Origin of the sequence: Psychrobacter sp. 16-MNA-CIBAN-0192 (genome assembly GCF_040309565.1) — a bacterium.
Taxonomy (GTDB): Bacteria; Pseudomonadota; Gammaproteobacteria; order Pseudomonadales; family Moraxellaceae; genus Psychrobacter.
In genome coordinates this window covers 175015-198431 of sequence record NZ_JBEOOX010000001.1, presented here as the reverse complement: position 1 = coordinate 198431, position 23417 = coordinate 175015, and the positions used below count along the sequence as shown (strand labels likewise).

The following is a 23417-nucleotide window of genomic DNA, read 5'->3' as shown; positions in this document are numbered from 1 at the left end:
GCGCCCTAATTTGTCATTTGAAAGCTGTGATTTATCAACTGCCCTCATGAAAAAACTGCCCTCATAAAAATAGGATATGCCATGCAAACCATTTTACTTGTTCCTATCAGTCGCGGTATTGGCGTGACTTCAGCGGCGCTCGGTTTGATTCACGCGCTGGATTATAATGGTGTTAAAGCGGCATTTATGAAGCCGTTTTTGCAAGATGATTCGCTTGATAAGCAAAGCAGTTTGGACAGCTCAAGTGCGCTGATTATGAGCGCGTTTGGTTTAACGCCGCCCAAATCCATCAGCCGTCAGCGCGTTGAGCGCATGATTGGCGATGACCATTTAGATGAATTGATGGAAGAGGTGGTGGGCAGTTATCAATCGATTGGTGACAATCAGGATGTCATTATTTGTGAAGGGCTGGTGCCGACGACTGAAGCGCCTTATGCCTCACAAGTCAATCGCGCCATTGCCCATGCCCTTGATGCCAATATTATATTTGTGAGTACGGTTGATATTAATAATCCAGCGCATTTAGCGGACAAATTGGACGTCAATGCGCGCTATTTTGGCGGGATGGGTGATGAGCGCGTATTGGGCTGTATTTTAATGCGCGTCCCAACTCAAGATATTACCGCAGAGCATCAGCTGGTTGCCCCTCGTGAAGCGTTATTTAGTTTAGATGATCAGTTTATTGAAGATGTGCGCCGTTTGTCGCCGCATTTTAATAGTGAGCAATTTCGCTTAATCGGGGCGGTTCCGTTTAGTGATTCACTATCCGTACCGCGAACGTGGGATATTGCCACCGAGCTTGACGCCACGTGGCTGCATGTGGGTGACGCCAAAACGCGCCGCATCACACATATTAGCCTGATTGCCCGTTCAGTGGCGCGTGTTGATCAAGTCTTTAAGCGGGGCACGCTTCTTGTTATACCAGGCGACCGGGATGACTTGCTCTTAGCAGCAGCGCTGGCGTGTATCAATGGCATTCCACTTGCCGGACTGGTATTAACTGGCGGTGTGGTACCCAATCCTACCGTCGCTGAGCTGTGGCAATCGGCGCTAAAAACGGGCATTCCTATCATGTGTGTCGAAGCACAAAGCTTTGAGACCGTGCAAAGTCTGATGCACATGAGCTCTGAGATTCCAAGCGATGATACTGAGCGCGCCAAAGACGTCACCCGTTATGTTGCGGCGCATTTAGATTTAAGTTGGATTAAATCCTATTTTAGCAATGAGCATAAAACGCGGTTGTCGCCAGCGGCGTTCCGTTATCAAGTGGTCAAAAAAGCACAACAGGCAAAAAAACGTATCGTACTGCCGGAAGGCTCTGAGCCAAGAACGGTAGAAGCAGCTTGTATTTGTCAAAGCCGAGGTATTGCCAATTGCGTACTGCTTGCCAGACGCGCTGACGTATTACAAGTTGCCAAAAATCGCGATTTGGTCTTGCCTGAAGGCTTAGAGATTATCGACCCTGATAGCTTAGATATGAATAAATATATCGCGGCAGTCGTTGAACGTCGTCAAGGTAAAACTACCGAAACAGTCGCGGCTGAACAGCTTAAAGATACGGTATTCCTAGGCACGATTATGTTGCAGCTGGGCGAAGTCGATGGACTGGTATCCGGCGCTATTCATACCACTGCCAACACGGTACGCCCAGCATTTCAGTTGATTAAAACCGCTCCGCAGTATTCCTTGGTATCCTCTATCTTCTTTATGCTGCTACCAGAACAAGTGGTGGTCTATGGGGATTGCGCCATTAATCCTGACCCAACAGCGGAAGAATTGGCAGAAATTGCCATTCAGTCGGCACAATCAGCAGCTGCATTCGGCATTGAACCCAAAGTTGCCATGATTAGCTACTCAACAGGCGCATCAGGTACGGGCGCGGATGTAGAAAAAGTCACCCGAGCCACCGAAATCGTCCGTGAGCGTGCGCCACATCTTGCCGTTGATGGTCCACTGCAATATGATGCCGCATCGGTCATGAGCGTTGGCAAACAAAAAGCGCCGGACTCGCCGGTTGCCGGACAAGCCAACGTTTTTATTTTTCCTGACCTCAATACGGGTAACACCACTTATAAAGCGGTACAACGTAGTGCCAATGTCATCAGCGTTGGACCCATGCTGCAAGGATTAAATAAGCCCGTCAACGACTTATCGCGTGGCGCATTGGTCGATGATATTATCTATACCATTGCCTTAACCGCCATTCAAGCCGAGAGCGATGCGATTTAAGATGGTGATTTAAAAGGTAAGCTGTTATCTAAAAATAGCTCAATAAAAAAGCCGATGCTTGTCATAAGGGTCGGCTTTTTCGTGCGTTATGTTTAAGTCTTTTTTACGGCTAGTATTAAATGATGAGCAGCTGATGACAAGCGCATCGCTGCCCTCTACAATAGTCAGTATATTTATGCTGTTATGGGTTATTAATTGATGTCTACCGCGCCTGCGATTCGTGCCTATCTTGGCGGCTCCTTTAACCCCGTGCATCAAGGTCATATCCAAATGGCGATGCACGTTTACAATGCGCTTGCCGATATGGCTGCGGAGCAAAATCGCGTGCTTGAAGTGTCATTATTGCCCAATGCGCGCTCGCCGTTTAAAGAAGACACTATCGATCCTGCTCAGCGCTTAGCCATGTTAACCCTTGCTATTCAAGATACGCCCTTACATATTGAACAGCTTGAGCTGTGGCAAACGCCGCCGGTTTATAGTATTGATAGCGTGCGTACTTTGCATGAGCGATATCCTAACGATAGCCTGATATTTATCATGGGCATGGACAGCGCACGCAGTTTGGATAAATGGAAAAATGGTCTACAATTGACCGACTATGTGCATTTATGGATTTTTAATCGCAATGACGATGCTAACTTTTCAGCTATAACGAATCATACACGCTATGCAAACCAACCTTTGTCTGAGCAAGATTTTGCACAGTTATCTTGTCAATTACCCTTAGTCTTGCAAGGACAAGTTACGCATAGACTCACCGATATTACTCAACCCTTAAATCAGCCTTTAAACCAATTATTACAATCAAGAACTGACTTGAAAAACCCAGCTAAAGGACGCATTTATATTGACCCGCGCCCTGTTGCGGCGATATCGAGTACCCGAGTACGTGAACAACTGACAATAAATATCACTTTACCCAATATGCCCCTTCATCCTTACAATCCGCCCAATTTATTAGCTAAATGGCTAAATCCTACGGTTTATCAATATATTATCGCCCATCAGCTATATTCTGCTGCCTAATTCCGTTAAAATCGCTCTATTGATGTCATTTTGCAAATTATTGCTTAACTGACCATTTATTATTTTATGTTTCAATGTTATTAATACGATTAAAGAGATCAAAATATATGTCTAACACCATGACGAACGAACGCTTAGAAGCTTGTCTGACCCTTGTTAAAACTGCCCTAGACGATATGAAAGCCAAAAATATCACCGTGCTGAATGTTGAGCATTTAACTGACGTGATGGAACGTATCGTCATCGCTGACGGTACCTCTAAACGCCATGTGCGCGCGATGGCAGACAGCGTTGGCGCTGAAGCGAAACTTGGCGGCTTTATGCCCCTCGGTCGCGAAGGCGGTAACGACTCTGACTGGACGCTCATCGACTTAGGCGCGGTCGTTGTCCATATGATGACTCCAGCAGCACGTGAGTTCTACGACTTAGAAGGTCTTTGGTCATCAGCTGAAAACTTAGCTGAGCTGGTTGCTGTACCACGTGAGAAAAAAGCCGGTCGCCGTAACTAATAGCAAAGATAAATAGCGTGGCTTATATAAAAAGACTGGATACATTATCTGGTCTTTTTTTATGTTTGATTTTTAACACCTTAATTCTAAGAAATAAACAGTACCTTTAAATAATCTGAAAACAGCCTATGATTGCGCTAAGATAATGTGAGCCATAAAACCCTATTGGCTTACTAAAATAATAACCGTCTAGGACGACTCATGAGCATAGATTGCAGCATACCCTTATCGCAAAAATCTAGTATTGAAACCAAAACCAAAACCGAAGCTGATATTAAGGCTCATATCAATGATTTTAATCAGCCACTGCCGTTGTATATTGCTAATTTAATCGATGTCCGCGCTGGTAAAGCGATGCCATTTACGCGTGAGCAGCTGAGTGCCATTGATAAAAGTCCCATTAAAGCGCCGGTCGCCGTTAACTTTATGGGTTTGACCACCGATGAGCAAGCCGATCGCAAACATCATGGCGGTCCCTTAAAAGCGGTGCATCAATTATCAACTGCGACATATGACAAGATTAATGCAGAGTTTGGTTTACAGGTACGTGTCGGCACGTTGGGTGAAAACTTGACTACTGAAGCAGTAAACGGTTTGCCAGAGATGACGGAAGCGACGGTTTGTATTGGCGATGTCTTTCAATACGGTAAAGATAAAGTTAATGGTAACGACAGCGTGCAATTACGTATCGTCCAACCGCGCAGGCCTTGCTATAAAATCAATGATCAAATTGGACAGTTCACTAAAGTACCTAATATCGCCTCATGGATAACCAAACAAGGCATTTCTGGCTGGTATTTTGAAGTGGTACGCGATGGCATGATTAGCGCGAACTTGCCTGTCTATCTCATCGAGCGCCCGTACCCATTTGCCAACCTTAAGACGCTATGGCAATTAGCAAATACCAAAGAGAAATTTGCCGCAGAAACTATCGAGCCGTGGCTGGCGATTGACTGCTTGGAAGAGAGCTGGAAAACGGTTCTTAAAAAGAAAATTAAAGAGGATTAACTCAGCATAATTGTCGCTATATTCGAATCTGTATCTGCTGATTTGAGCATTGCCATGACCAGTCTTATTCTAAGTCTGAGTTATTGACAGTATTCGTTATTAACAGCATCAATCTGTATAAAACGTAACTAAAAAGTAATGGTAAGCGCTAGGTATAATTCCATATTATGTGCCAGCTCAATCAGATTTATACCCTGCCTTAGCATGGTTCATGCAGCTTTTGCGTGAACTATGCTCATCAATCGCTCCTGCAAGCCATGATAAATAAAGGCTGTATCCGTGTTATCGTCGATTTAAGCGCGAGCATTCACGCTTTTACTTGCTGTCAGTGGTTTTATGACCATTGACAGCGGCAAACCAGTTGTCCCTTTATAGCTATTATCGGTTTGCCTTTAAATATGACTCTATTATGACCAATCATAACGCTTCAACGAAACACCTATCAGCAAGCAAGGCGTCTATTTTCACAATCTTATTCGCAGGCGCACTTGCCACAATTGTCTTTGACTTTTGGGGACCATCCTTATCTCCCATTCTAGGTTTTGCTGAGCTTTCAACCATTAAGCTGCCGACTACTATGATTGAGGTGCTGTTTGGCTCAGCGCCAACGGGCACGCCTGAGCTGATTCATTACATTACAGGCTTAATAATCTATCCGCTGGGCTGGTTTATGGTCGTACGTCCGCTGTGGAAAACCATCATGCCGTCGCTGCATTGGTCGCTCACGGCTGTGGCTTATGGCATCGTGCTGTGGGTATTCGCGCTCTATGTCGTCGCCCACCTGATTACTGGGTTGCCAGCGTTCCTTGGGTTTACGGAAGTAACTTGGATCGCGCTTATCGGTCACGTACTGTATGCCTTGGTCTTTGCATGGGGCGCAGAAACGCGTCGTTTCGGGTGAATATCGCCTTGCCAGCGCCCTTATCTCATTATCTCTACTGTTTTAAAGATATCTAAATAAGCATTATTTTTCTTAAATTCTACCCTGACAAACTGGGTTAAAAAACCTCAATCCATACATTATAAGAATATTCATGGCGGCCTGATATTGACGTATTATCTCGCATTTGCGCAGACGACTCGTTAATATCATGGATATCGCTGTTATTATGGGTATTATGAGCATCACTGACATCCTATCCAAAATCGGAAGCAAGAGTCGGCTTATTATCTGACCGCTTCTCCTTCTAATCCGAGCGCTTCATGACGAAAAACATTACCTCTGTGGCACTAGCCCTATGTATGACCTTGCCATTGGTTGGCTGCCTATCCAGCACCGCGCCGCGCTACGCAATCGACAAGCATACCTACCAAGCCCAAGGTAAAAATGAGCGCATTCATTTTATTGTGCTGCATTACACCGTTGGTAATAATGAGCGCTCTAGCAAAACTTTAACCACGGGCAATGTCAGCGCCCACTATCTGATTCTCAATAATGACGATGATAAAATCTATAATCTAGTACCAGATCATGAACGGGCGTGGCACGCGGGCGCAGGCGGCTTTGCGGGTAGAACGGTATTAAATGATACCTCGATTGGCATTGAGATTGTCAATGATGGGATTGCCCCGCAGTATCGCGATGCGCTCAAAAACGGTGCGCTCGACTACCATCCTGCTGAGCACTATGTCGAATTTAATGAAATTCAAATTAAAAAAGTCGCCCAACTGGTGCAGGATTTAGCCAAAAAATATCATATCGCCTCAACTAATATCATCGGGCACTCTGATATGGCACCCTCGCGTAAAATTGACCCCGGTGCTAAGTTCCCTTGGCAACGACTGTATAATGAATATGGCATTGGGGCATGGTATGACGAATTTGATAAACAGTTCTTTATGAATCAAGATGAATTTGCAGCGGCAACGATACCGGATATTAAGCAAGCGTTTCGCGATTACGGTTATCAAATCAATGATAGTAATGAATGGGATAAAGCCAGTCGCAATGTCATTTATGCCTTTCAATTGCACTTCCGACCGCAGCAGCCAACGGGCGTGATGGATTTGGAAACCTATGCTATTTTAAAGGCGCTCAATAAGAAGTATGGTGGTTAAGATAGACCTTATTTAGCAATACAAAATCTAGGAGACATAAGCCATGAGTCACTCACAACCAAATGAACAAGACGAACTTCAAAAGTATTTAGAAGAAAAAGCAAAACAAGACCACGAGCAAAAAGTGGAAGAAGAATCTAGAACGCTTTCTGCATATGATGCTTGTGTGCTAAAAGAAAGTTCTAAGATTCATGAGTTGATCGCTGAGGCTCAAAAAGAGGGTCAAAAGTAATTCTGTACAATAAAAAATGCTAAATATGAAATAATAAAAAGGACTTAACATGAGTGCAGGCTTAATCAAACATCTAAGAAAGAAGACTGATGAAGATAGCAATACCAGAATATTGATGTCGCAATGGGAATTTGATGAAAAGCTCGTCGGTAAGTCACTTGAAAACGTGGGTAGCTATTATCCTCACTTTAGTAGCCACAACGAATCTCACTCTCAGCAAATACTCGTCAACATCGAGCGTCTGTTAGGTAGCAATATTGAAAAGCTGACAGCGACAGATACATGGTTACTTTTGGAAGCGGCGTACTGGCATGATATCGGTATGCTGTTCAATGCTGATGAGGTTCAAGATGTAGTTAAGAATGAGAAATTTAAAGATTACGTTGAAGAGCTTGCTAACAACAATATTCAAGACTTACATGAGTTTGCGAAGGTTTGGCATAACGATGGTTGGGAAGCTGCCCTTGTTCATTATGATAACCCATATAAAGGTGTTGAAAAATATCGTCAGATGGTTGCCGAATGGTATCGGCGTGACCACCCAGCCAACTCCGAAAGAGTTGTATTAAAACCATTTGAAAAGCTAAATATTAACTCTCCACGTACTGAATTACTCCCAAATCGTATTTATCGCTATCTCGCTCAAATCTGTTTATCTCATGGCAAAAGTTTCAATTACGTCATGAAGGACTTACCTTTTCGCCAAACAGGTATGGGTACGGAAGATTGTCATCCTCGTTTTGTTGCATGCCTACTACGTTTAGGTGATTTATTTGATATCGATGACAACCGCTTTTGTCCTGTTATGGCTAGGCAAGTTGGTAATATGCCGTCGTTTAGTGAAACGCATAAACATAAGCATCAAGCTATTCGTGAGTTTCAGCTAGATAATGAGACTGTTAGTGTTACCGCTGTCTGTAGTACGGAAATGGCTTATATAGAATGTCGTAACTGGTTTGATTGGATCAAGGAAGAAATTCAAAATCAAATGTCACAATGGAAAAATATCGTGCCTAGTCGTGAGTTCGGTTTACTACCAACAATTAACAAGCTTGATGTAGAAATGGATGACTCAAAGGTATTACTAGATGGCAAGCCTATGAAGTTTGCGTTAGATGAAAAGAATATAATTGATTTATTGCAAGGTAATAACTTATATCATGGTGTAGAGGATGTTGTAAGAGAGCTTATACAAAATGCTATAGATGCTACGTTATTAAGAGTGTGGATAGATCCTAGAGATGATAAGATTAAGCGAAACACACTGAAAGAAGGTAACCCTTATGATGTTGATGTTCATAAAATACTTAGTAGCTATTCTATTATTGTGAGTTTAAAATTCATCGAAACCACAGAAAATTACGAGGATATTTGGAAGCTTTGTATAGAAGATTTTGGTATAGGTATTAGCCTAAAAGACCTCAAACATATGCAATATATGGGAGGTTCTGATAAGAACCTTGAGAAAAAGAAAATTATTAGTAATATGCCACAATGGATGAGGCCTTCTGGGGCTTTCGGTATAGGAATGCATAGCGTATTCCTCTTGAGTAGAAAAAACCCAGAGGAATATCAACATTTGAGGTTTTTAACTAAAAGTATAGTTAGTAATGAATCTATAGAGGTCAAACTCAATTCTCCTTTGAGCAAAGATAATGGCTATTGCTTTATTAGTCAGTTAGATCAAAACAGTCAATATATCCCCTATGGTACTCGAACAGAATTATTTCTAAAAACTGAACAAAAATTCTCTTCTAGTATGAGTAATAATACTAAAAACAAAGCCAATGCACTTTTGATAGGACTAAAAAACTCATTGTCCAACGTCTTTACTAGGGATAATCCAAAAATATTTTACGATAATATAGATTATAGCTTAGCAGAAAATATGCCAAATTGGTTGCCAGACCATACATACGAAATGGAAGATTTTTATAGACCTGACGAAAATATAGCATGGTTTGAGTATAAAAATTATAGCTTTGGTTTGCAGATATATATACCAGACACTATATGTAATAATAACTTTAGATACGATCATGCTTATTCTTTTAGAGGACAGGAGATACATGTTTATCGAGATAATATGCATCTCCTGAATGTTTTTGGACATGCTCAAGTCTATATCGACATTTATGGCGACGCTAAAGATTTTCTAAACATTTCTAGAAATGACTGGAAAAATTATGATTTGATAGAGCGATTAATAATTAAGATAAAAGCTATGATCGAAGATATGAGCTTTGTTAATAACAATATATGTAAACTAGTTTATGGATTCGAATATAACAAGGAACTAGGTCTAAATATACTTAGAAATGAAGTAAACGAAAATGAAGTAAAATACGAAGATATAGAAAAATTAAAATTTGACGACAGTATGTATTTAAAAGATATTCTTAAAGAAGATTCATTTTTGCTAGGTATTAATGAAGCATCAGTCAAGGTTATAGAAGCGTTAAATAGAGACAACATACTCCATGAAGTGAAGTTATTTAACTCAGTAAACACTGTATATTATAAAAGAACTATTGAATATTTTCTAAAAAATAAATTTGTAGTATATGAAATTAAGTTTTCTGGAAAGTTAGACAATTATCATAATAGCAACATATTACTTTTTCACAAACCAGGGTTAGTTAAAAGCAAAAAAATGGAAAATGCGTTATACATAGATGATTTTAGCGTTGCTATATTTTCTACTATTACTTTAAGTTCGCTCATCGAAGGTCAAGACCCAATATACTCCAATGAAGATTATAAATTTACTAAAAAAATAAAGGCATTTGATAAATTATCAGAAGAAGATACGATTTATATAAGGTCTAATTATAGTGACTATTACTTATTTTGTGATTTTAAAGACTTGGAAGTCTTAATACCTGACCACTACTCGTATAATCTAGATAGTTTTTACGGAGAAAGGGGAATAATATTCCCTTTTTATTTTGAATCAAACGAAATAATATCTCATGATCTCAAGTTACTATATAAATTTGTTAAAAATAAGGCTATAAACACTCATTTATATATATCTGATATTGAAATGAAATATAAAAGTCTAATAGCTTTAGTAAAAAAACTGACAAGAGAATGTCCTAAATGGAATAACTTTTTTATTAACAATAACTTCTAGCATAAAAAAGGTGAGCCTAAGCCCACCTTTTTTATTATCTAAAACTTCCTATTAACGAACCCAAGCACGAGCGTTACGGAACATACGCATCCACGCGCCGTCCTCATCCCACGCTTCTGGTTTCCAGCTGTGATTGTAGGCACGTAGCGTACGCTCAGGGTGCGGCATCATGATGGTGACGCGACCGTCCGTGCTACACAGACCCGTGACACCGCCGAGCGAACCGTTTGGATTGAGCGGATAAGTCTCAGTAGATTGACCTTGGCTATCGACAAAGCGCATGGCAAGTTGACCGTGTTTTGCCATACCGTCGATCTCAGTAGTATTCAACGTGGCATAGCCTTCACCATGCGCGATAGCAATTGGCAAGATACTGTCTTGCATACCTTTGAACAGGATAGACTTGGTACGCTCAACTTTGACGTTGACCGTGCGCGCTTCAAAGCGAGCCGACTTATTAGCGATAAAGCGTGGGAAGTTTTCCGCGCCTGGGATGAGATCTTTTAGCTGCGCCATCATCTGACAACCGTTACAGACACCGAGTGAGAAGGTATCAGGACGGGCAAAGAAGCGTACAAACTGCATGCGCAATTCGTCATGGAACAAGATAGAGTTTGCCCAACCAGAGCCTGCGCCCAGTACGTCACCATAACTAAAGCCACCACAAGCGACCAGACCATCGAAGTCACGTAGATTGATGCGACCGCTGAGTAAATCACTCATATGGACGTCGACCGCTTCAAAGCCAGCTTGGGTAAAGCCTGCTGCCATTTCTGTCTGACCATTCACGCCTTGCTCACGCAAGATGGCGACTCTTGGTTTGCTTTCGCGGCTATTTAGATACGGCTCTTCAACCTTTTGATTGAGGTCAAAGTTTGGTGCAGCGATAAGACCTTGATGGCTGGCATCGCTAATCAAGTCATATTCTTGCTGCACGCAAGCAGGATTGTCACGGCGGCGCGCGATTTGATAGCTGACCTGACTCCACTCTTGTTGCAACTCGCTACGGCTAAAGATTAAAGTATCATCACCGTTTAGCGTTGGCGTTTGGATAAGTAAGCTATCTTCTTCAATGCTTTGACCAACGAGGCTGAGCATATCGCTGACATTAAATTCTTCTGCCATTTGCATTAAAGCGGCGACGTTTTCTGGTAAGACTTGAATGACTGCGCCTAGCTCTTCACTGAACAGCTGACCGAGCAAGTTATCATCAGTCAATGACAATTTAATACCTTGACGGCTGGTGAATTGCATCTCTGCGATGGTTGCAAGCAAACCACCATCACCGATATCGTGATAGGCACTGATGACGTTTTGTGCGTTGCCAGCTTGGATAAAGTTAAAGAAATCGACCAAATCGCTAGGCTGTGCCAAATCTGGACAGTCATTACCCAATTGGCTCAATGTTTGCGCGAGGATTGAACCGCCTAAACGCAATTGTCCTTTAGACAAGTCAATACGGTAGAAAGCACTATCACCATTAATCAATTCAGGCGTTAGCGTTTTTGCCACATCAACCACAGGGGCAAAAGCGGTAATGACCAAGCTCATTGGTGAAACGACTGATTTATCTTGGCTACCGTTTTCAGCATTGTCGTCTGTCCAGTTGGCACGCATCGATAGCGAATCTTTACCGACTGGAATAGCTATACCAAGCGCTGGACATAGCTCTTCACCAACAGTATAGACAGCATCAAACAGTGCAGCATCTTCGGCATCATCGCCACACGCAGCCATCCAGTTTGCCGACATAGTAATGTCTGATAACTGAGTAATACGTGCGCCAGCGATATTAGTGATTGCTTCACCAACTGCCAATCGTGCAGAAGCTTTTGGACTGATTAGCGCGACAGGCGTACGTTCTCCAACACTCATTGCTTCACCGCTCATGGGCTGACCATCTAGTGCAATCAGACCTGAAGCAGTCACGGCGCAATCTGACACTGGCACTTGGTAGCGACCAACAAACTGATCGCGCACTACCATACCAGTGATAGAGCGGTCACCAATACTAATCAAGAATGATTTGCTAGCGACGGTTGGATGACGTAGCACGTCTTTAATTGATTCGGCTAGATTGACGTCGTCTAGCTCTAATGCTGGTAAGCTAGTCTCTGTGCGATTAAAGCTACGCTTCATCTGCGGTGTGCCACCGAGCAAGACTTGCATCGGCATATCGACTGGCTGTTCTGGTAGCAATTCGTCATTAACGACTAGCTGACGAATATCCGTTGCTGTACCCAAAATCGCATACGGGCAGCGCTCACGAGCACATATGGCATCGAACTGCGCTTCACTCTCAGGACGAATTGCCAACACATAACGCTCTTGTGCTTCGTTTGACCAAATCGCCATTGGCGACATGCCAGCTTCTAGCGACGGAATTTTACGTAGATTTAATACCGCGCCCATTTCGTGGTCATTGACCAATTCTGGCATCGCATTCGATAGACCACCTGCGCCAACGTCATGTAGCGACACGATTGGGTTGCCATCTCTGCCATTATTACTGGCATCAACATCATTACCCGCCAGTGCCCAGCAGCGATCCATCACTTCTTGACAGCGACGTTCCATCTCAGCGTTATCACGCTGTACAGAAGCAAAGTCTAAGCCTTCATCAAGTGAACCACTATCGACCGAAGATGCTGCACCGCCACCTAGACCGATTTGCATCGCAGGACCACCAAGGACGATTAATAAATCGCCTTGTTGAATGCTATTTTTTTCAATGAGGTTGCGTTTGATATTGCCGTAACCACCGGCAAGCATGATTGGCTTATGATAGCCGCGCATTTGGCTGCCATCTTTTGCCGCTGAAGTATCGAGTTGGAAACTACGGAAATAACCGCATAAATTTGGACGACCAAATTCGTTAGAGAAATTAGCTGAACCGAGTGGTGCTTCCGTCATAATCTCAAGGCTGGTTGCCATACGATCAGGCGTACCATAATCCTGCGTACTGACCTGACCTGACTGCTCCCATTTCTCCGCAAGCTCTGGAATATGCAAATGTGATACGTGGAAACCTGTTAGACCTGCTTTTGGCTTACCACCACGACCGGTTGCGCCTTCATCACGAATCTCACCGCCCGCACCTGTTGCAGCACCCGCATAAGGGGCAATTGCCGTTGGATGGTTATGAGTTTCGACTTTCATTAAGATGTCGATTTCTTCTTGATGGAAACCGTAAGGGTGCGCAGAGTTTACATCCTGTGCATCAGTAGGCACTGGATAAAAGCGCCAGCCTTCAGAACCAGCCATTACTGCGGCGTTGTCTTTATAAGCTGACAAAATGCCTTGTGGATTGGCTTTATAGGTATTCTTAATCATTTGGAAAAGTGATTTTGGCTGCACTGCGCCATCAACCGTCCATTCAGCGTTGAAAATCTTATGACGGCAATGCTCAGAGTTGGCTTGCGCAAACATCATTAGCTCAACATCGGTTGGATTGCGCTTTAGCTCATTGACATAAGCATTCATTAAATAATCGATATCTTCGCTCGATAGCGCAAAGCCAAATTCTGTATTTGCCGACTCAAGCGCTGACTGACCTTCGCCAATCACATCAATATGGTTTAATGATGCTGGTTGCTCATCGTCAAACAATTTATTCACATCATTTAAATCATAGACCAAACTTTGAGTCATACGGTCAAACAATAATTGCTCAGCCACTTTTGGTAAGTACTTATCGGCAGTATTATCACCAAGCGTTAGCGTATAAACAATCACACGCTCAACACGATTGATAGTAATTTCACAGTTATTAAAAATATCGGTCGCTTTACTTGCCCATGGCGAAATCGTACCAAAACGTGGACCAACGATGACTTGCAGCTGATTTGACTCGGGTGTCGCAAGCGTTATAGATGGGTCGACAGCAAATAAGTCGAGCGCTTTTTTATGCTCATCACCTTTGAGTTCTCGTGATAATACATACACTTGCTGGGTATGAATTTGGCTGACATTTAGCTCGGTTTTTTGCTGAAACTGACTGATGAGTTGCTGCGTCTGAAAATCGGTAAGAAACGGTTGTCCGGCGATGGTCATCATAAAGGCTTGTTCCATAGGATATAGGCAATAACAGGCATCTTTGCCATGCTAAGTAAATGGTCTGCGTATTATAACAAGAAGACCTCTAATAATCAGGTATAAACCGCGATAAATTCATCGATTGTCCATTGGCTGCTTGCTAACTATGAACGCCTGTTTCATCAAATAATCCTTGAACAGCAGCATTCCATATACAATTTGCCTGAGCTTATACAAGAGTGCTGTCCGTTTTACCTAACCCTCGTAAACCTTACAAACGCTCACATCCCATTACGGGCAACCTATATAACTGAACGCCCAACTTTCGTTATTCTAGCTCCAGTCCAAACGTGATACCCAAAAAACTGATTAAACATACCAAGACTGAGCATACCAAACAGTAACGATGTGATTTACTTGATGTTGTTTACTTAAGAAGCCATCATCAAATCAGTCAGAAAGTATTATTGGAATTTTTTATTCTTATTTTCTTCCTCCCTATAATCAAATTTCTTCCTCACTATAAATAAATAATTAAGGATAAGCCTTATGAGTAGACAAGACCATATCGACAAAATCCAAGAAGTGGTAAAAGACATAAAATTTGCCATGATGAGTACCACCAATAAAAAGGGCGATATTCATGCGTGGCCAATGACCACCAGTGAGACCAGTATTGGTGCCAAAGAGATTTGGTTTATCGGTGATAAAACCTCAGATGTGGTTAAAGACATTCAAGACGATGCAAGAATTGGTCTGACTTATGCTTCTCAAGATGCTAAAAACTATGTCTCTATCAGTGGTAATGCCGAATTGGTTACCGACCAAGATAAACTTGATGAGCTATGGTCGCCTGTTTATAATGCCTTTTTTGCCCATGGTAAAGAAGATGAAAACTTGCAACTGATTAAAGTGGTGCCACATGGCGCAGAATGCTGGATTAGTGGCAATTCACTGGTCAATATGTTTAAGATGGCAACTGCTGCCGTACAAGATGGTAAAACGGCTGAAGACCTAGGCGAGACGTTCTCTGTATCGTTATAATCCGTATCGTTATAGATAGCCTATTTACAGTTGGTGCTTTATAAACCGCGTCTTTAAGACATTAATCGTTATAAGTCTGCTAATAATAATAGAAACAATAATAATAAAAAGTAACTGCAGACGTGATAACGATAGATTGTAATAAAGCCGGTTATAATAAAATTCACCATAAAAAATGCCAGTCGCATCATGTGACTGGCATTTTTTTACGCGAGGTTTTAGCGATATCTTATCGATATTCGGGAAACTTTATCTTTAATTTAATATGGCAAGCTAGCCGCTTTGTTTAAGATACGGCCATGCCGCTTTTAGATAAATAAACATCGACCACAAAGTAAGAATCACGGCGGCTACCATTAACATATAACCAAGCCCTTCTAACGACTCCCAATTTAACAGTAATACCGTGATGGCAATCATCTGAAACGCTGTCTTTAATTTGCCAACATAAGAGACCGCAACGCTAGTACGATTGCCCAGCTCCGCCATCCATTCGCGCAGTGCTGATACCGCAATCTCACGCGAGATAATCACAATCGCCGCTATCGCCATAATAATATTTGGATGCCATTGCACTAAGATAATCAGTGCTGCAGCCACCATCAGCTTATCGGCAACAGGATCTAAAAAGCGTCCAAAAGCGGACATCATATTGAGCTTACGGGCAAAATAACCATCGAGCCAATCTGTAATCGCAGCAATAACAAACACGCCTGTAAGCAACAAATGGCGTAGCAAACTGTCGCTAAATTCACTCATCCCAACCCGTGCGATGACGTTATCGGGAATAGCAGGCATATTAATACCCATTGCAGGCGGCCAATAGGCAATCGCCACAAACAGCGGAATCATCAAGATACGCGCGATGGTTAGATTGTTCGGTAAGTTAAAAATGCTTCTATTATCTGGTACAGGCGGTGTGTGCAGGTGTATGCGCTCGGTCATGGCTAACCCAGTTTAATGTCGACGTAAGTATGGCGACTAGCTTAGCATTTTTCAGCCCTGACGTCATGCCAAGTCTGCCACTTCCTTATTATTACTGCCCTCTTAAGCAATTCACCATGCTAATATAAAGATAAACGTAATGTCATGTAACTTAGCTAGCTTGCTCATACCATTATCAGCTATGATAGACATTGATAAATACAGATGTACACTGGTTTTAATAGAGGCTGTTATTGATATAGTCTGAAATTGTCGTTAAGCACACTTTTCAAATGTCAATTACTTAGATGCTTCTTAACTAGATGGCTTATAAACAGGTTATGATTATCTAATATAAGTTTATTGATAAATAGTAATAATAATTATCATTTGCCCTTGAATTAGCTTTACTAATCCTTATGTATATAAGTAAGAAGAGTAAGTAATTGATAAGAATCTTTAAATAAAAATAATATTTTGATTAAAACGATATAGAATAAAAATAAGCATTACTTTTTAGCGATACATGCGCTTTCCTCGGCCCACAGTCTCCTCCTCTGTGGGCTCTTTTTTTGTCTTAAATTTAGCTGAGCCATAATAATTATTCATAACATAATAACTACCTATAAATAGACGAATATAAAGAGATGAATATAAAGAGATGAATATAAAAATGCCCCTTATCTGAATATCAGATAAGGGGCATTTTTATGTCTGAAATAGACCACTTATGCAGCCGCTTTATTCGCAGTCTGCTTAATGCGCATATCGCCCGTTTCAACAAAACGTTGATGCCATGATAACGCTTCATCCAAGATATGCGGCGTTTGCATACCGGCATTATCCGAGGCGCGATCAAAATAATCTTGCAGCATGGGGCGATAGTCAGGATGGGCGCAGTTATCAATAATCGCTTGCGCACGCTGACGAGGCGATAGACCACGCAAATCTGCCAAGCCTTGCTCAGTGACGATAACCATCACGTCATGCTCAGTATGGTCATGGTGCGAGACCATTGGAGTGATACAAGAGATTGCGCCATCTTTTGCCACCGATGGCGATACAAAGAATGAGGTATAAGCGTTACGCGCAAAGTCACCCGAACCGCCCAAGCCATTCATCATATTGGTGCCCATGACGTGGGTTGAGTTGACGTTACCATACAAATCACACTCAATCATGGCATTGATAGCCAAGACGCCTAAGCGACGTGCCACTTCCGGATGGTTGGTAATCTCTTGTGGGCGCAACACGATACGCGCACGCAGCTCTTCGATATTGGCATTAAAACGCGCTAACGCCTCTGGGCTTAATGACAGTGCAGTTGCCGACGCCATAGTCATTTTGCCAGACATAATCAAATCTAACATCCCGTCTTGTAAGACTTCAGTATAGCCTGTTAAATTCTCAAATGGGCTGTTTTGCAAGCCTGCCAATACTGCGTTGGCAACGTTACCCACACCGGATTGAATCGGTAATAAGTTGGCTGGCATGCGACCTTTTTTCACTTCATCGTGGAAGAAGTCAATAATATGGCTGGCAATTTTATTTGAGCATTCATCAGGGTCGGCAAATTTGCTATTGCGATCGGCAGAATCGGTCAATACGACCGCGACCACTTTATCCAAATCACAATGCAAATACGGCGTGCCAATACGTCCGCCCGGGGTCACAAGTGGAATCGGTGTGCGGTTGGGCGGCATACCAATGTCGTTATAGACATCATGCATACCCTCTAACATCAAGCTTTGCTGCGCATTTACTTCTAGAATGATTTTATCCGCATTGGCTAACCATGCATTGTTGGTACCAATGGAGGTTGATGGAATCAGGCGACCATCGGGCAAAATACCGGCAACTTCAACCACCGCCATATGCATATCGCCATAAAAACCAATGGTGCTCTGCTGCGCCACATGCGATAAATGCATATCAAAATAATGCGCTTTACCAGCGTTGATTTGTTTGCGCAGCGCGGGCTCTGATTGATACGGCGTGCGCCATTTGATGCCGTTGGCTTCTGCCAATACGCCATCACATTCGGTTGCGGTAGAGGCACCGGTTAATAAACCAATTTGGAAGTCTTCACCGCGAGCATGAGCTGCTTGCATATGTTTGGCAAGCGCCGCTGGGATGGCTTTTGGGTAACCAGCACCGGTAAAGCCACTCATACCAACATTCATATCATGAGTGATAAAGCTTGCTGCTTCATCTGCCGACATGATTTTTTTGCTGAGACCGTCGTGCAGAATACGCCCTTCATGGTTTAGTGCTGTCATACCGCTTCTCCTAATAACGTCCATATTAATATCAACCCTCATGATCATGAGGAACATTGAGACCCAACTGACTGCGTAATGACGGTTTTACAATTTCGCTTGTAGCTTGTCGTTTGCAGATTGTCGTGTCTGAGTTTTGCGCCATTCTGTAGTGAATAATCTTAAACCCCAGTCTTAGACCTAGGATTATTCACGCAATGACCATTATAACGATACTATTTGTCTCAACAACTGTTTTTTTTGATATTAAGCAGACATAGGTAATATTTTAATAAGCCGCTAGGATGTTTTTGCAGGTGCAAGTAAGGTGGGTCAAGCATGTTGTGACTATTGAGCTGTTTATAAAATATATTGTTAATTATTGTTTTCTGGATTTTCTTAGGCGCTGTTTTAGGGAGCGTTTTAGGAATCAGTTTTGCCATGATTTTTGATAAATGGGGGAGATAATGGAGTCAAATTCCGCTTATATTTTGCCTATATTTCAGAGATGATTAGCAACTGATACAAGATTATTTGGACAGTCCGCTATACTGGTTGCAACGAATGTCAACCATAACAAGAGAGAAGAATAATGGCGAATATGGTGTTAATAATAATTTTGGTCGTGCTGCTGGCTATCTATGCACTGATGTTTTGGTATTGGATACGCACGTCATTGATTATGCTGCGCCAATCGGTGCTGCTTGGGATACTGGGCTTTTTATTCTCCCCACTTGCCCAGCTTATTTATTACTTTTCCAATAAAAACAAGCTCAGCATGGATGATAAAAAAGAATTTAATCGTTATTGGCTGGTTATCGTTCTGACAATAGTAGTGAGTATTATTGGCGCGATGGTGACGACCTATTTGCCCATTCAGTAGCAAAGTAGAATATGTTTATTTAACGCAAAAAAACGCCATTTACTAACTACTAGTAACTGGCGTTTTTTTAATTAACAATGATGTTTAAAGCTATTGTTTTATAATATAGTTGGAGGAATTTAAAAAGAACTCAGTACTTTTAATATAAAATGTTAAAGCCAGCTACTAACAAGCTTGACGCTCTGCTTTAACCACCTCAATCAATTTATTAATCACCGAGCTGTCTGCTAAAGTCGATAAGTCGCCAAGACCAACATATTGCCCCGCTGCTAAATTACGTAAGATACGGCGCATTATTTTACCGGAGCGCGTTTTGGGTAAGACATCAACGATATAAATGGCATCTAGGCTGGCAATCGGACCAATCTCAGTACGCACATGGCGATTTAATTCTACTTTTAATTCATCACTGACAACCTCGCCCGCTTTAAGGATAATAAAGGCACAAATGCCTTCACCGCGAATGGGATGCGGCATACCGACTACGGCAGCTTCTACCGTTGCTGGATACGAGTCTATCGCACTTTCAATTTCAGCAGTACCCAGTCTGTGCCCTGAGACATTTAACACATCATCAACACGCCCCGTAATCCAGTAGTGACCGTCTTCATCACGCTGCGCGCCATCGCCAGTAAAATAATAACCCGGATATTCAGTAAAGTAAGTCTGCAAAAACCGCTCATGGTCATTATAAATACTGCGCATTTGCCCCGGCCAGCTACTCTTAATTGCCAAATTACCTTCCGCAGGTCCTTCAAGCGCCACGCCATCGGTATCTACTATCTCAGGGATGATACCGTACAAAGGATTCATCGCCGCACCCGGCTTCATATCAACCGTACCGGGAATCGGTGCTAATAAAATCCCGCCCGTTTCAGTTTGCCACCACGTATCAACAATCGGGCAACGGCTACTACCAACGACCTCATAATACCACTCCCATGCTTCAGGGTTAATCGGTTCGCCAACCGTGCCAAGTAGGCGTAAGCTTGAGCGATTAGACTCACGCACAAAAGCATCGCCCTCTTTCATCATGGCACGAATGGCAGTGGGCGCGGTGTATAAAATACTGACGTCATGCTTATCAACAATATGCCCAACGCGCGCCCAAGTTGGATAGTCTGGCACGCCTTCAAACATGACGGTTGTGGTGCCATTGGCAAGCGGCGCATAAGTCGTATAGGTATGCCCAGTGACCCAGCCGACGTCCGCAGTACACCAAAATACATCGTCGTCTTTGACATCGAAGACATCACGGAACGTCGATAAGGCATAAGTGATATAACCGCCAGTAGTATGCAGCACGCCTTTTGGCTTACCTGTTGAGCCGGAGGTATACAGTAAGAACAGCGGATCTTCTGCTTTCATAACTTCCGGCTCACAGTGCTCACTTTCACTCTCAACCAAAGTATGATACCAAATATCACGCTCATCACGCATAGCGACAGGATTGCCCGTACGATGAACCACGATGACATTGGTAACGTTGTCCGTCCCTTCCATATCAAGGGCGCGATCAACGTTGGCTTTGAGTGGCGTACACTTACTACCGCGCAAACCTTCATCAGCGGTAATCACCAATTTGGACTGACTGTCGACAATACGATTGCCCAAACTTTCTGCTGAAAAACCACCAAACACCACCGAATGTACCGCACCAATACGCGCACACGCCAGCATTCCGACTATCGCCTCTGGAATCATCGGCATATACAGCGACACGCGATCGCCTTTTTTAATGCCCAGTTTGCGCATGGCATTACCTAGGCGGCAAACTTCGCTATGCAGCTCTTTAAAGGAGATGATTTTATGCAATGAAGGATGATCGCCTTCCCAAATAATCGCGGGCTTATAAGGGTTGGTTGCCAAATGTCTATCGAGACAATTAACCGAAATATTCAGCTCACCATCTTCAAACCACTTAATTTGAAAATCGTCCAAGTCATAATTTACGTTGCTAATGATGCTAGGCTTTTTTATCCAATCAATCAGCTCAGCACGAGATGCCCAAAAAGCATCGGTAGCTTCTGGAGTTGCGATGGAACGCTGATAGGTTTTTTTATAATGCTCGGCGGTGGTGTTGGCGGTAGTCACGAAGTCAGGGTTAACGGGGTATATTTTTTGGGTCATTATCTTATCCTTTTTTTAATTATTATTACCTAAACCTATTAGGTTAATAACCGCTGGCAGGCAGAGGCTGTAACCGCTACGAGGAATGCGGTGTCATTGTCCATAATGAGTGACGACCTCGTTCTAGTTTGACAAATAAGCCCTTGTGATGCAAGACATCAACCACTAATGACAACAATTTCACCTATCTTATATTTTATGGTCATTGACACGGGCGATAGTTGGTACTAGTAATAGTTTTACGTCGGGCTGCTATTTAATCCTTGTAACCCGCCCTCAAATATGGACAATAGCTCCTCTAAATAGCAGATTGCTCAAGCTATTTTTCTGATGATTTATCATAATTTTTACGATGCAGCCATGCTATGCAACGTCACGCTTTTTGGAAATAACCGCAATGGATACCCAACGCAGTACACCCTTCTCTAGCCAACCTGCTAGTCCGTCTTCTAGCCCGACTTTCAGCAAGTCTGCGAGTCAGTCTGCTAACCATTATGACGTCATTGTTATTGGTGCGGGTGCATCAGGGCTATATTGTGCGCTCACTGCGGGTCGCCGAGGTCGGCGCGTATTGGTGCTCGATCATGCTAATAAAGCCGGCAAAAAAATCCTTATGTCGGGCGGTGGGCGCTGTAATTTTACCAATTATTTTGTGGAGCCTGAGCACTTTATCAGTGCCAATCCCCACTTTTGCAAATCTGCGCTTAGCCGTTATCCCAGCTGGGAATTTATTGGCATGGTTGAGGCGCATAACATTGCTTATCATGAGCGCGAGCATGGGCAACTGTTTTGCGATGATTCCGCGCAAGATATTCTAACCATGTTACTGGATGAATGTGCTGCCGTTGGGGTACAAATACGCCTCAATACTGAAATAAAGCAAGTGCAAGCTGTCAACGATGATAGTAACAATAGTGATAACGATAATGGCGATAACAATAATGGCAAAAATAATAAAGCACGCTTTAAGCTCGTAACGGCTAAAAAACTAGGTAAAAAAGACGTCGCAAGTGCAGCAAATACTTCAAAAACCAACTATAGCTGTACATCGTTAGTCGTTGCTACTGGTGGCTTATCCATTCCTACGATGGGCGCAAGTGGGCTTGGCTACGAGCTGGCGCAGCAGTTTGGGCATAGCTTAATTGCCACTGACCCAAGCTTAGTGCCGTTTACCTTTACCGATAAAACTGGCGAGCTCATTCGCACCCTCGCTGGTATCAGCCTGCCGGTGATTGCCAGTAATGCGCGTACCTCCTTTAAGCTGCCGCTACTCTTTACCCACCGCGGTTTGTCGGGTCCTGCTATGTTGCAGTTGTCCAATTATTGGCAGACGGGCGAGCACATCAGCATTAATCTATTGCCTGACATTAATGTCAGCGATTTACTACTGGCGCACAAACAGTCCCATCCTAAGCAATTGATTCGTACGGTATTGGCGGACAATACCGATAACGCCTTACCTAAGAAATTACTTACGGCGCTACAAACAACGCTATGGGAAGATATTAAAGATACCGAACTGGCAAATATCAAAGACGAGCGCTTAACTGAGCTGGGCGCAACACTGAACGGCTGGCAATTAAAACCATCGGGCACGGAAGGCTACCGCACTGCCGAGGCGACGCGCGGCGGTATTAAAGCCAATGAAGTGTCCTCAAAAACCATGCAAAGCAATTATCAAGACGGGCTGTATTTTATTGGTGAATTGTTAGATGTTACCGGATGGCTAGGCGGTTATAACTTCCAATGGGCGTGGGCAAGTGGCTTCGTTTGTGGCGAGGTGGTGTAGCGGATTAAAAGTAAATAGGATGGTTGTTTAAACGCGTAATCATTTAACTATCTAGTTATTAAAAATATTAAGCGCATTATTAACTATGAACTAACCATTAATAAACTTATGCAAATTCACCATTACCTATAACCATAAGTTAATATATAATTCTTA

15 protein-coding genes are annotated in these 23417 nt (G+C 42.9%); 11 read left to right on the top strand and 4 right to left on the bottom strand.

Going from position 1 to position 23417, the window contains the following annotated elements; genetic code table 11:
* The first annotated feature begins 81 nt into the window (after positions 1 to 81).
* The 8 genes from pta to AAEY78_RS00805 all read left to right on the top strand — a co-directional run bounded on the left by pta (position 82) and on the right by AAEY78_RS00805 (position 10198).
* Positions 82 to 2229 carry a phosphate acetyltransferase gene (pta, locus tag AAEY78_RS00840; RefSeq protein WP_352336497.1) on the top strand — a complete coding sequence of 716 codons (2148 nt, stop codon included), beginning with the start codon at positions 82 to 84 and terminating at the stop codon, positions 2227 to 2229.
* Between the two features lie 198 nt (positions 2230 to 2427).
* The gene (locus AAEY78_RS00835) at positions 2428 to 3255 is read left to right on the top strand and encodes a nicotinate-nicotinamide nucleotide adenylyltransferase (RefSeq protein ID WP_352336495.1); all 828 of its coding nucleotides are present in this window, start codon (positions 2428 to 2430) and stop codon (positions 3253 to 3255) included.
* A gap of 107 nt (positions 3256 to 3362) precedes the next feature.
* Positions 3363 to 3764 carry a ribosome silencing factor gene (gene rsfS, locus AAEY78_RS00830; protein WP_062534730.1) on the top strand — a complete coding sequence of 134 codons (402 nt, stop codon included), beginning with the start codon at positions 3363 to 3365 and terminating at the stop codon, positions 3762 to 3764.
* Positions 3765 to 4118: 354 nt separating this feature from the next.
* Positions 4119 to 4772, top strand: coding sequence for an MOSC domain-containing protein (locus AAEY78_RS00825; RefSeq protein ID WP_352336811.1), 654 nt, complete (start codon positions 4119 to 4121; stop codon positions 4770 to 4772).
* 409 nt (positions 4773 to 5181) lie between these two features.
* Positions 5182 to 5673 carry a hypothetical protein gene (locus tag AAEY78_RS00820; RefSeq protein WP_352336493.1) on the top strand — a complete coding sequence of 164 codons (492 nt, stop codon included), beginning with the start codon at positions 5182 to 5184 and terminating at the stop codon, positions 5671 to 5673.
* 302 nt (positions 5674 to 5975) lie between these two features.
* Positions 5976 to 6830 carry an N-acetylmuramoyl-L-alanine amidase gene (locus tag AAEY78_RS00815; protein ID WP_352336491.1) on the top strand — a complete coding sequence of 285 codons (855 nt, stop codon included), beginning with the start codon at positions 5976 to 5978 and terminating at the stop codon, positions 6828 to 6830.
* 43 nt (positions 6831 to 6873) lie between these two features.
* Positions 6874 to 7062, top strand: a complete 189-nt coding sequence (locus AAEY78_RS00810; protein WP_352336489.1) for a hypothetical protein — start codon at positions 6874 to 6876, stop codon at positions 7060 to 7062.
* A 49-nt stretch (positions 7063 to 7111) separates the two neighbouring features.
* The gene (locus AAEY78_RS00805; RefSeq protein ID WP_352336487.1) at positions 7112 to 10198 is read left to right on the top strand and encodes an HD domain-containing protein; all 3087 of its coding nucleotides are present in this window, start codon (positions 7112 to 7114) and stop codon (positions 10196 to 10198) included.
* Between the two features lie 51 nt (positions 10199 to 10249).
* On the opposite strand, the gene purL is transcribed toward AAEY78_RS00805, so the two are convergent.
* Positions 10250 to 14254, bottom strand: a complete 4005-nt coding sequence (purL, locus tag AAEY78_RS00800; RefSeq protein WP_352336485.1) for a phosphoribosylformylglycinamidine synthase — start codon at positions 14252 to 14254, stop codon at positions 10250 to 10252.
* 528 nt (positions 14255 to 14782) lie between these two features.
* Here purL and AAEY78_RS00795 point away from each other — a divergent pair.
* Positions 14783 to 15277 (top strand): pyridoxamine 5'-phosphate oxidase family protein, encoded by a 495-nt coding sequence (locus AAEY78_RS00795; RefSeq protein WP_352336483.1) that lies wholly within the window; start codon positions 14783 to 14785, stop codon positions 15275 to 15277.
* Positions 15278 to 15550: 273 nt separating this feature from the next.
* On the opposite strand, the gene pgsA is transcribed toward AAEY78_RS00795, so the two are convergent.
* Together pgsA and scpC are read right to left on the bottom strand one after the other, a co-directional pair.
* On the bottom strand, positions 15551 to 16222 hold the full coding sequence (pgsA, locus tag AAEY78_RS00790; protein WP_352336482.1) for a CDP-diacylglycerol--glycerol-3-phosphate 3-phosphatidyltransferase: 672 nt from the start codon (positions 16220 to 16222) through the stop codon (positions 15551 to 15553).
* Between the two features lie 707 nt (positions 16223 to 16929).
* Positions 16930 to 18480 (bottom strand): succinyl-CoA:acetate CoA-transferase ScpC, encoded by a 1551-nt coding sequence (scpC, locus tag AAEY78_RS00785; protein WP_352336481.1) that lies wholly within the window; start codon positions 18478 to 18480, stop codon positions 16930 to 16932.
* A 571-nt stretch (positions 18481 to 19051) separates the two neighbouring features.
* Between scpC and AAEY78_RS00780 the strand changes: the two genes are divergently transcribed.
* A complete protein-coding gene (locus AAEY78_RS00780; RefSeq protein ID WP_352336480.1) occupies positions 19052 to 19342 on the top strand; it encodes a hypothetical protein in 291 nt (96 codons plus the stop codon).
* Between the two features lie 165 nt (positions 19343 to 19507).
* Here AAEY78_RS00780 and acs read toward each other — a convergent pair whose 3' ends face one another.
* Entirely contained in the window at positions 19508 to 21472 is a 1965-nt protein-coding gene (gene acs / locus AAEY78_RS00775) for an acetate--CoA ligase (RefSeq protein ID WP_352336478.1), read from the bottom strand.
* Between the two features lie 397 nt (positions 21473 to 21869).
* On the opposite strand from acs, the gene AAEY78_RS00770 reads away from it, so the two are divergent.
* Entirely contained in the window at positions 21870 to 23261 is a 1392-nt protein-coding gene (locus AAEY78_RS00770; protein ID WP_352336476.1) for a BaiN/RdsA family NAD(P)/FAD-dependent oxidoreductase, read from the top strand.
* Positions 23262 to 23417 lie beyond the last annotated feature (156 nt).

Coding starts and splice junctions, on each gene's coding strand:
- AAEY78_RS00795 (WP_352336483.1), top strand. CDS start 14,783: ATGAGTAGACAAGACCATATCGACAAAATCCAAGAAGTGGTAAAAGAC.
- rsfS (WP_062534730.1), top strand. CDS start 3,363: ATGTCTAACACCATGACGAACGAACGCTTAGAAGCTTGTCTGACCCTT.
- AAEY78_RS00780 (WP_352336480.1), top strand. CDS start 19,052: ATGGCGAATATGGTGTTAATAATAATTTTGGTCGTGCTGCTGGCTATC.
- AAEY78_RS00810 (WP_352336489.1), top strand. CDS start 6,874: ATGAGTCACTCACAACCAAATGAACAAGACGAACTTCAAAAGTATTTA.
- AAEY78_RS00805 (WP_352336487.1), top strand. CDS start 7,112: ATGAGTGCAGGCTTAATCAAACATCTAAGAAAGAAGACTGATGAAGAT.
- AAEY78_RS00820 (WP_352336493.1), top strand. CDS start 5,182: ATGACCAATCATAACGCTTCAACGAAACACCTATCAGCAAGCAAGGCG.
- purL (WP_352336485.1), bottom strand. CDS start 14,254: ATGATGACCATCGCCGGACAACCGTTTCTTACCGATTTTCAGACGCAG.
- AAEY78_RS00835 (WP_352336495.1), top strand. CDS start 2,428: ATGTCTACCGCGCCTGCGATTCGTGCCTATCTTGGCGGCTCCTTTAAC.
- pgsA (WP_352336482.1), bottom strand. CDS start 16,222: ATGACCGAGCGCATACACCTGCACACACCGCCTGTACCAGATAATAGA.
- acs (WP_352336478.1), bottom strand. CDS start 21,472: ATGACCCAAAAAATATACCCCGTTAACCCTGACTTCGTGACTACCGCC.
- AAEY78_RS00815 (WP_352336491.1), top strand. CDS start 5,976: ATGACGAAAAACATTACCTCTGTGGCACTAGCCCTATGTATGACCTTG.
- AAEY78_RS00770 (WP_352336476.1), top strand. CDS start 21,870: ATGGATACCCAACGCAGTACACCCTTCTCTAGCCAACCTGCTAGTCCG.
- pta (WP_352336497.1), top strand. CDS start 82: ATGCAAACCATTTTACTTGTTCCTATCAGTCGCGGTATTGGCGTGACT.
- AAEY78_RS00825 (WP_352336811.1), top strand. CDS start 4,119: ATGCCATTTACGCGTGAGCAGCTGAGTGCCATTGATAAAAGTCCCATT.
- scpC (WP_352336481.1), bottom strand. CDS start 18,480: ATGACAGCACTAAACCATGAAGGGCGTATTCTGCACGACGGTCTCAGC.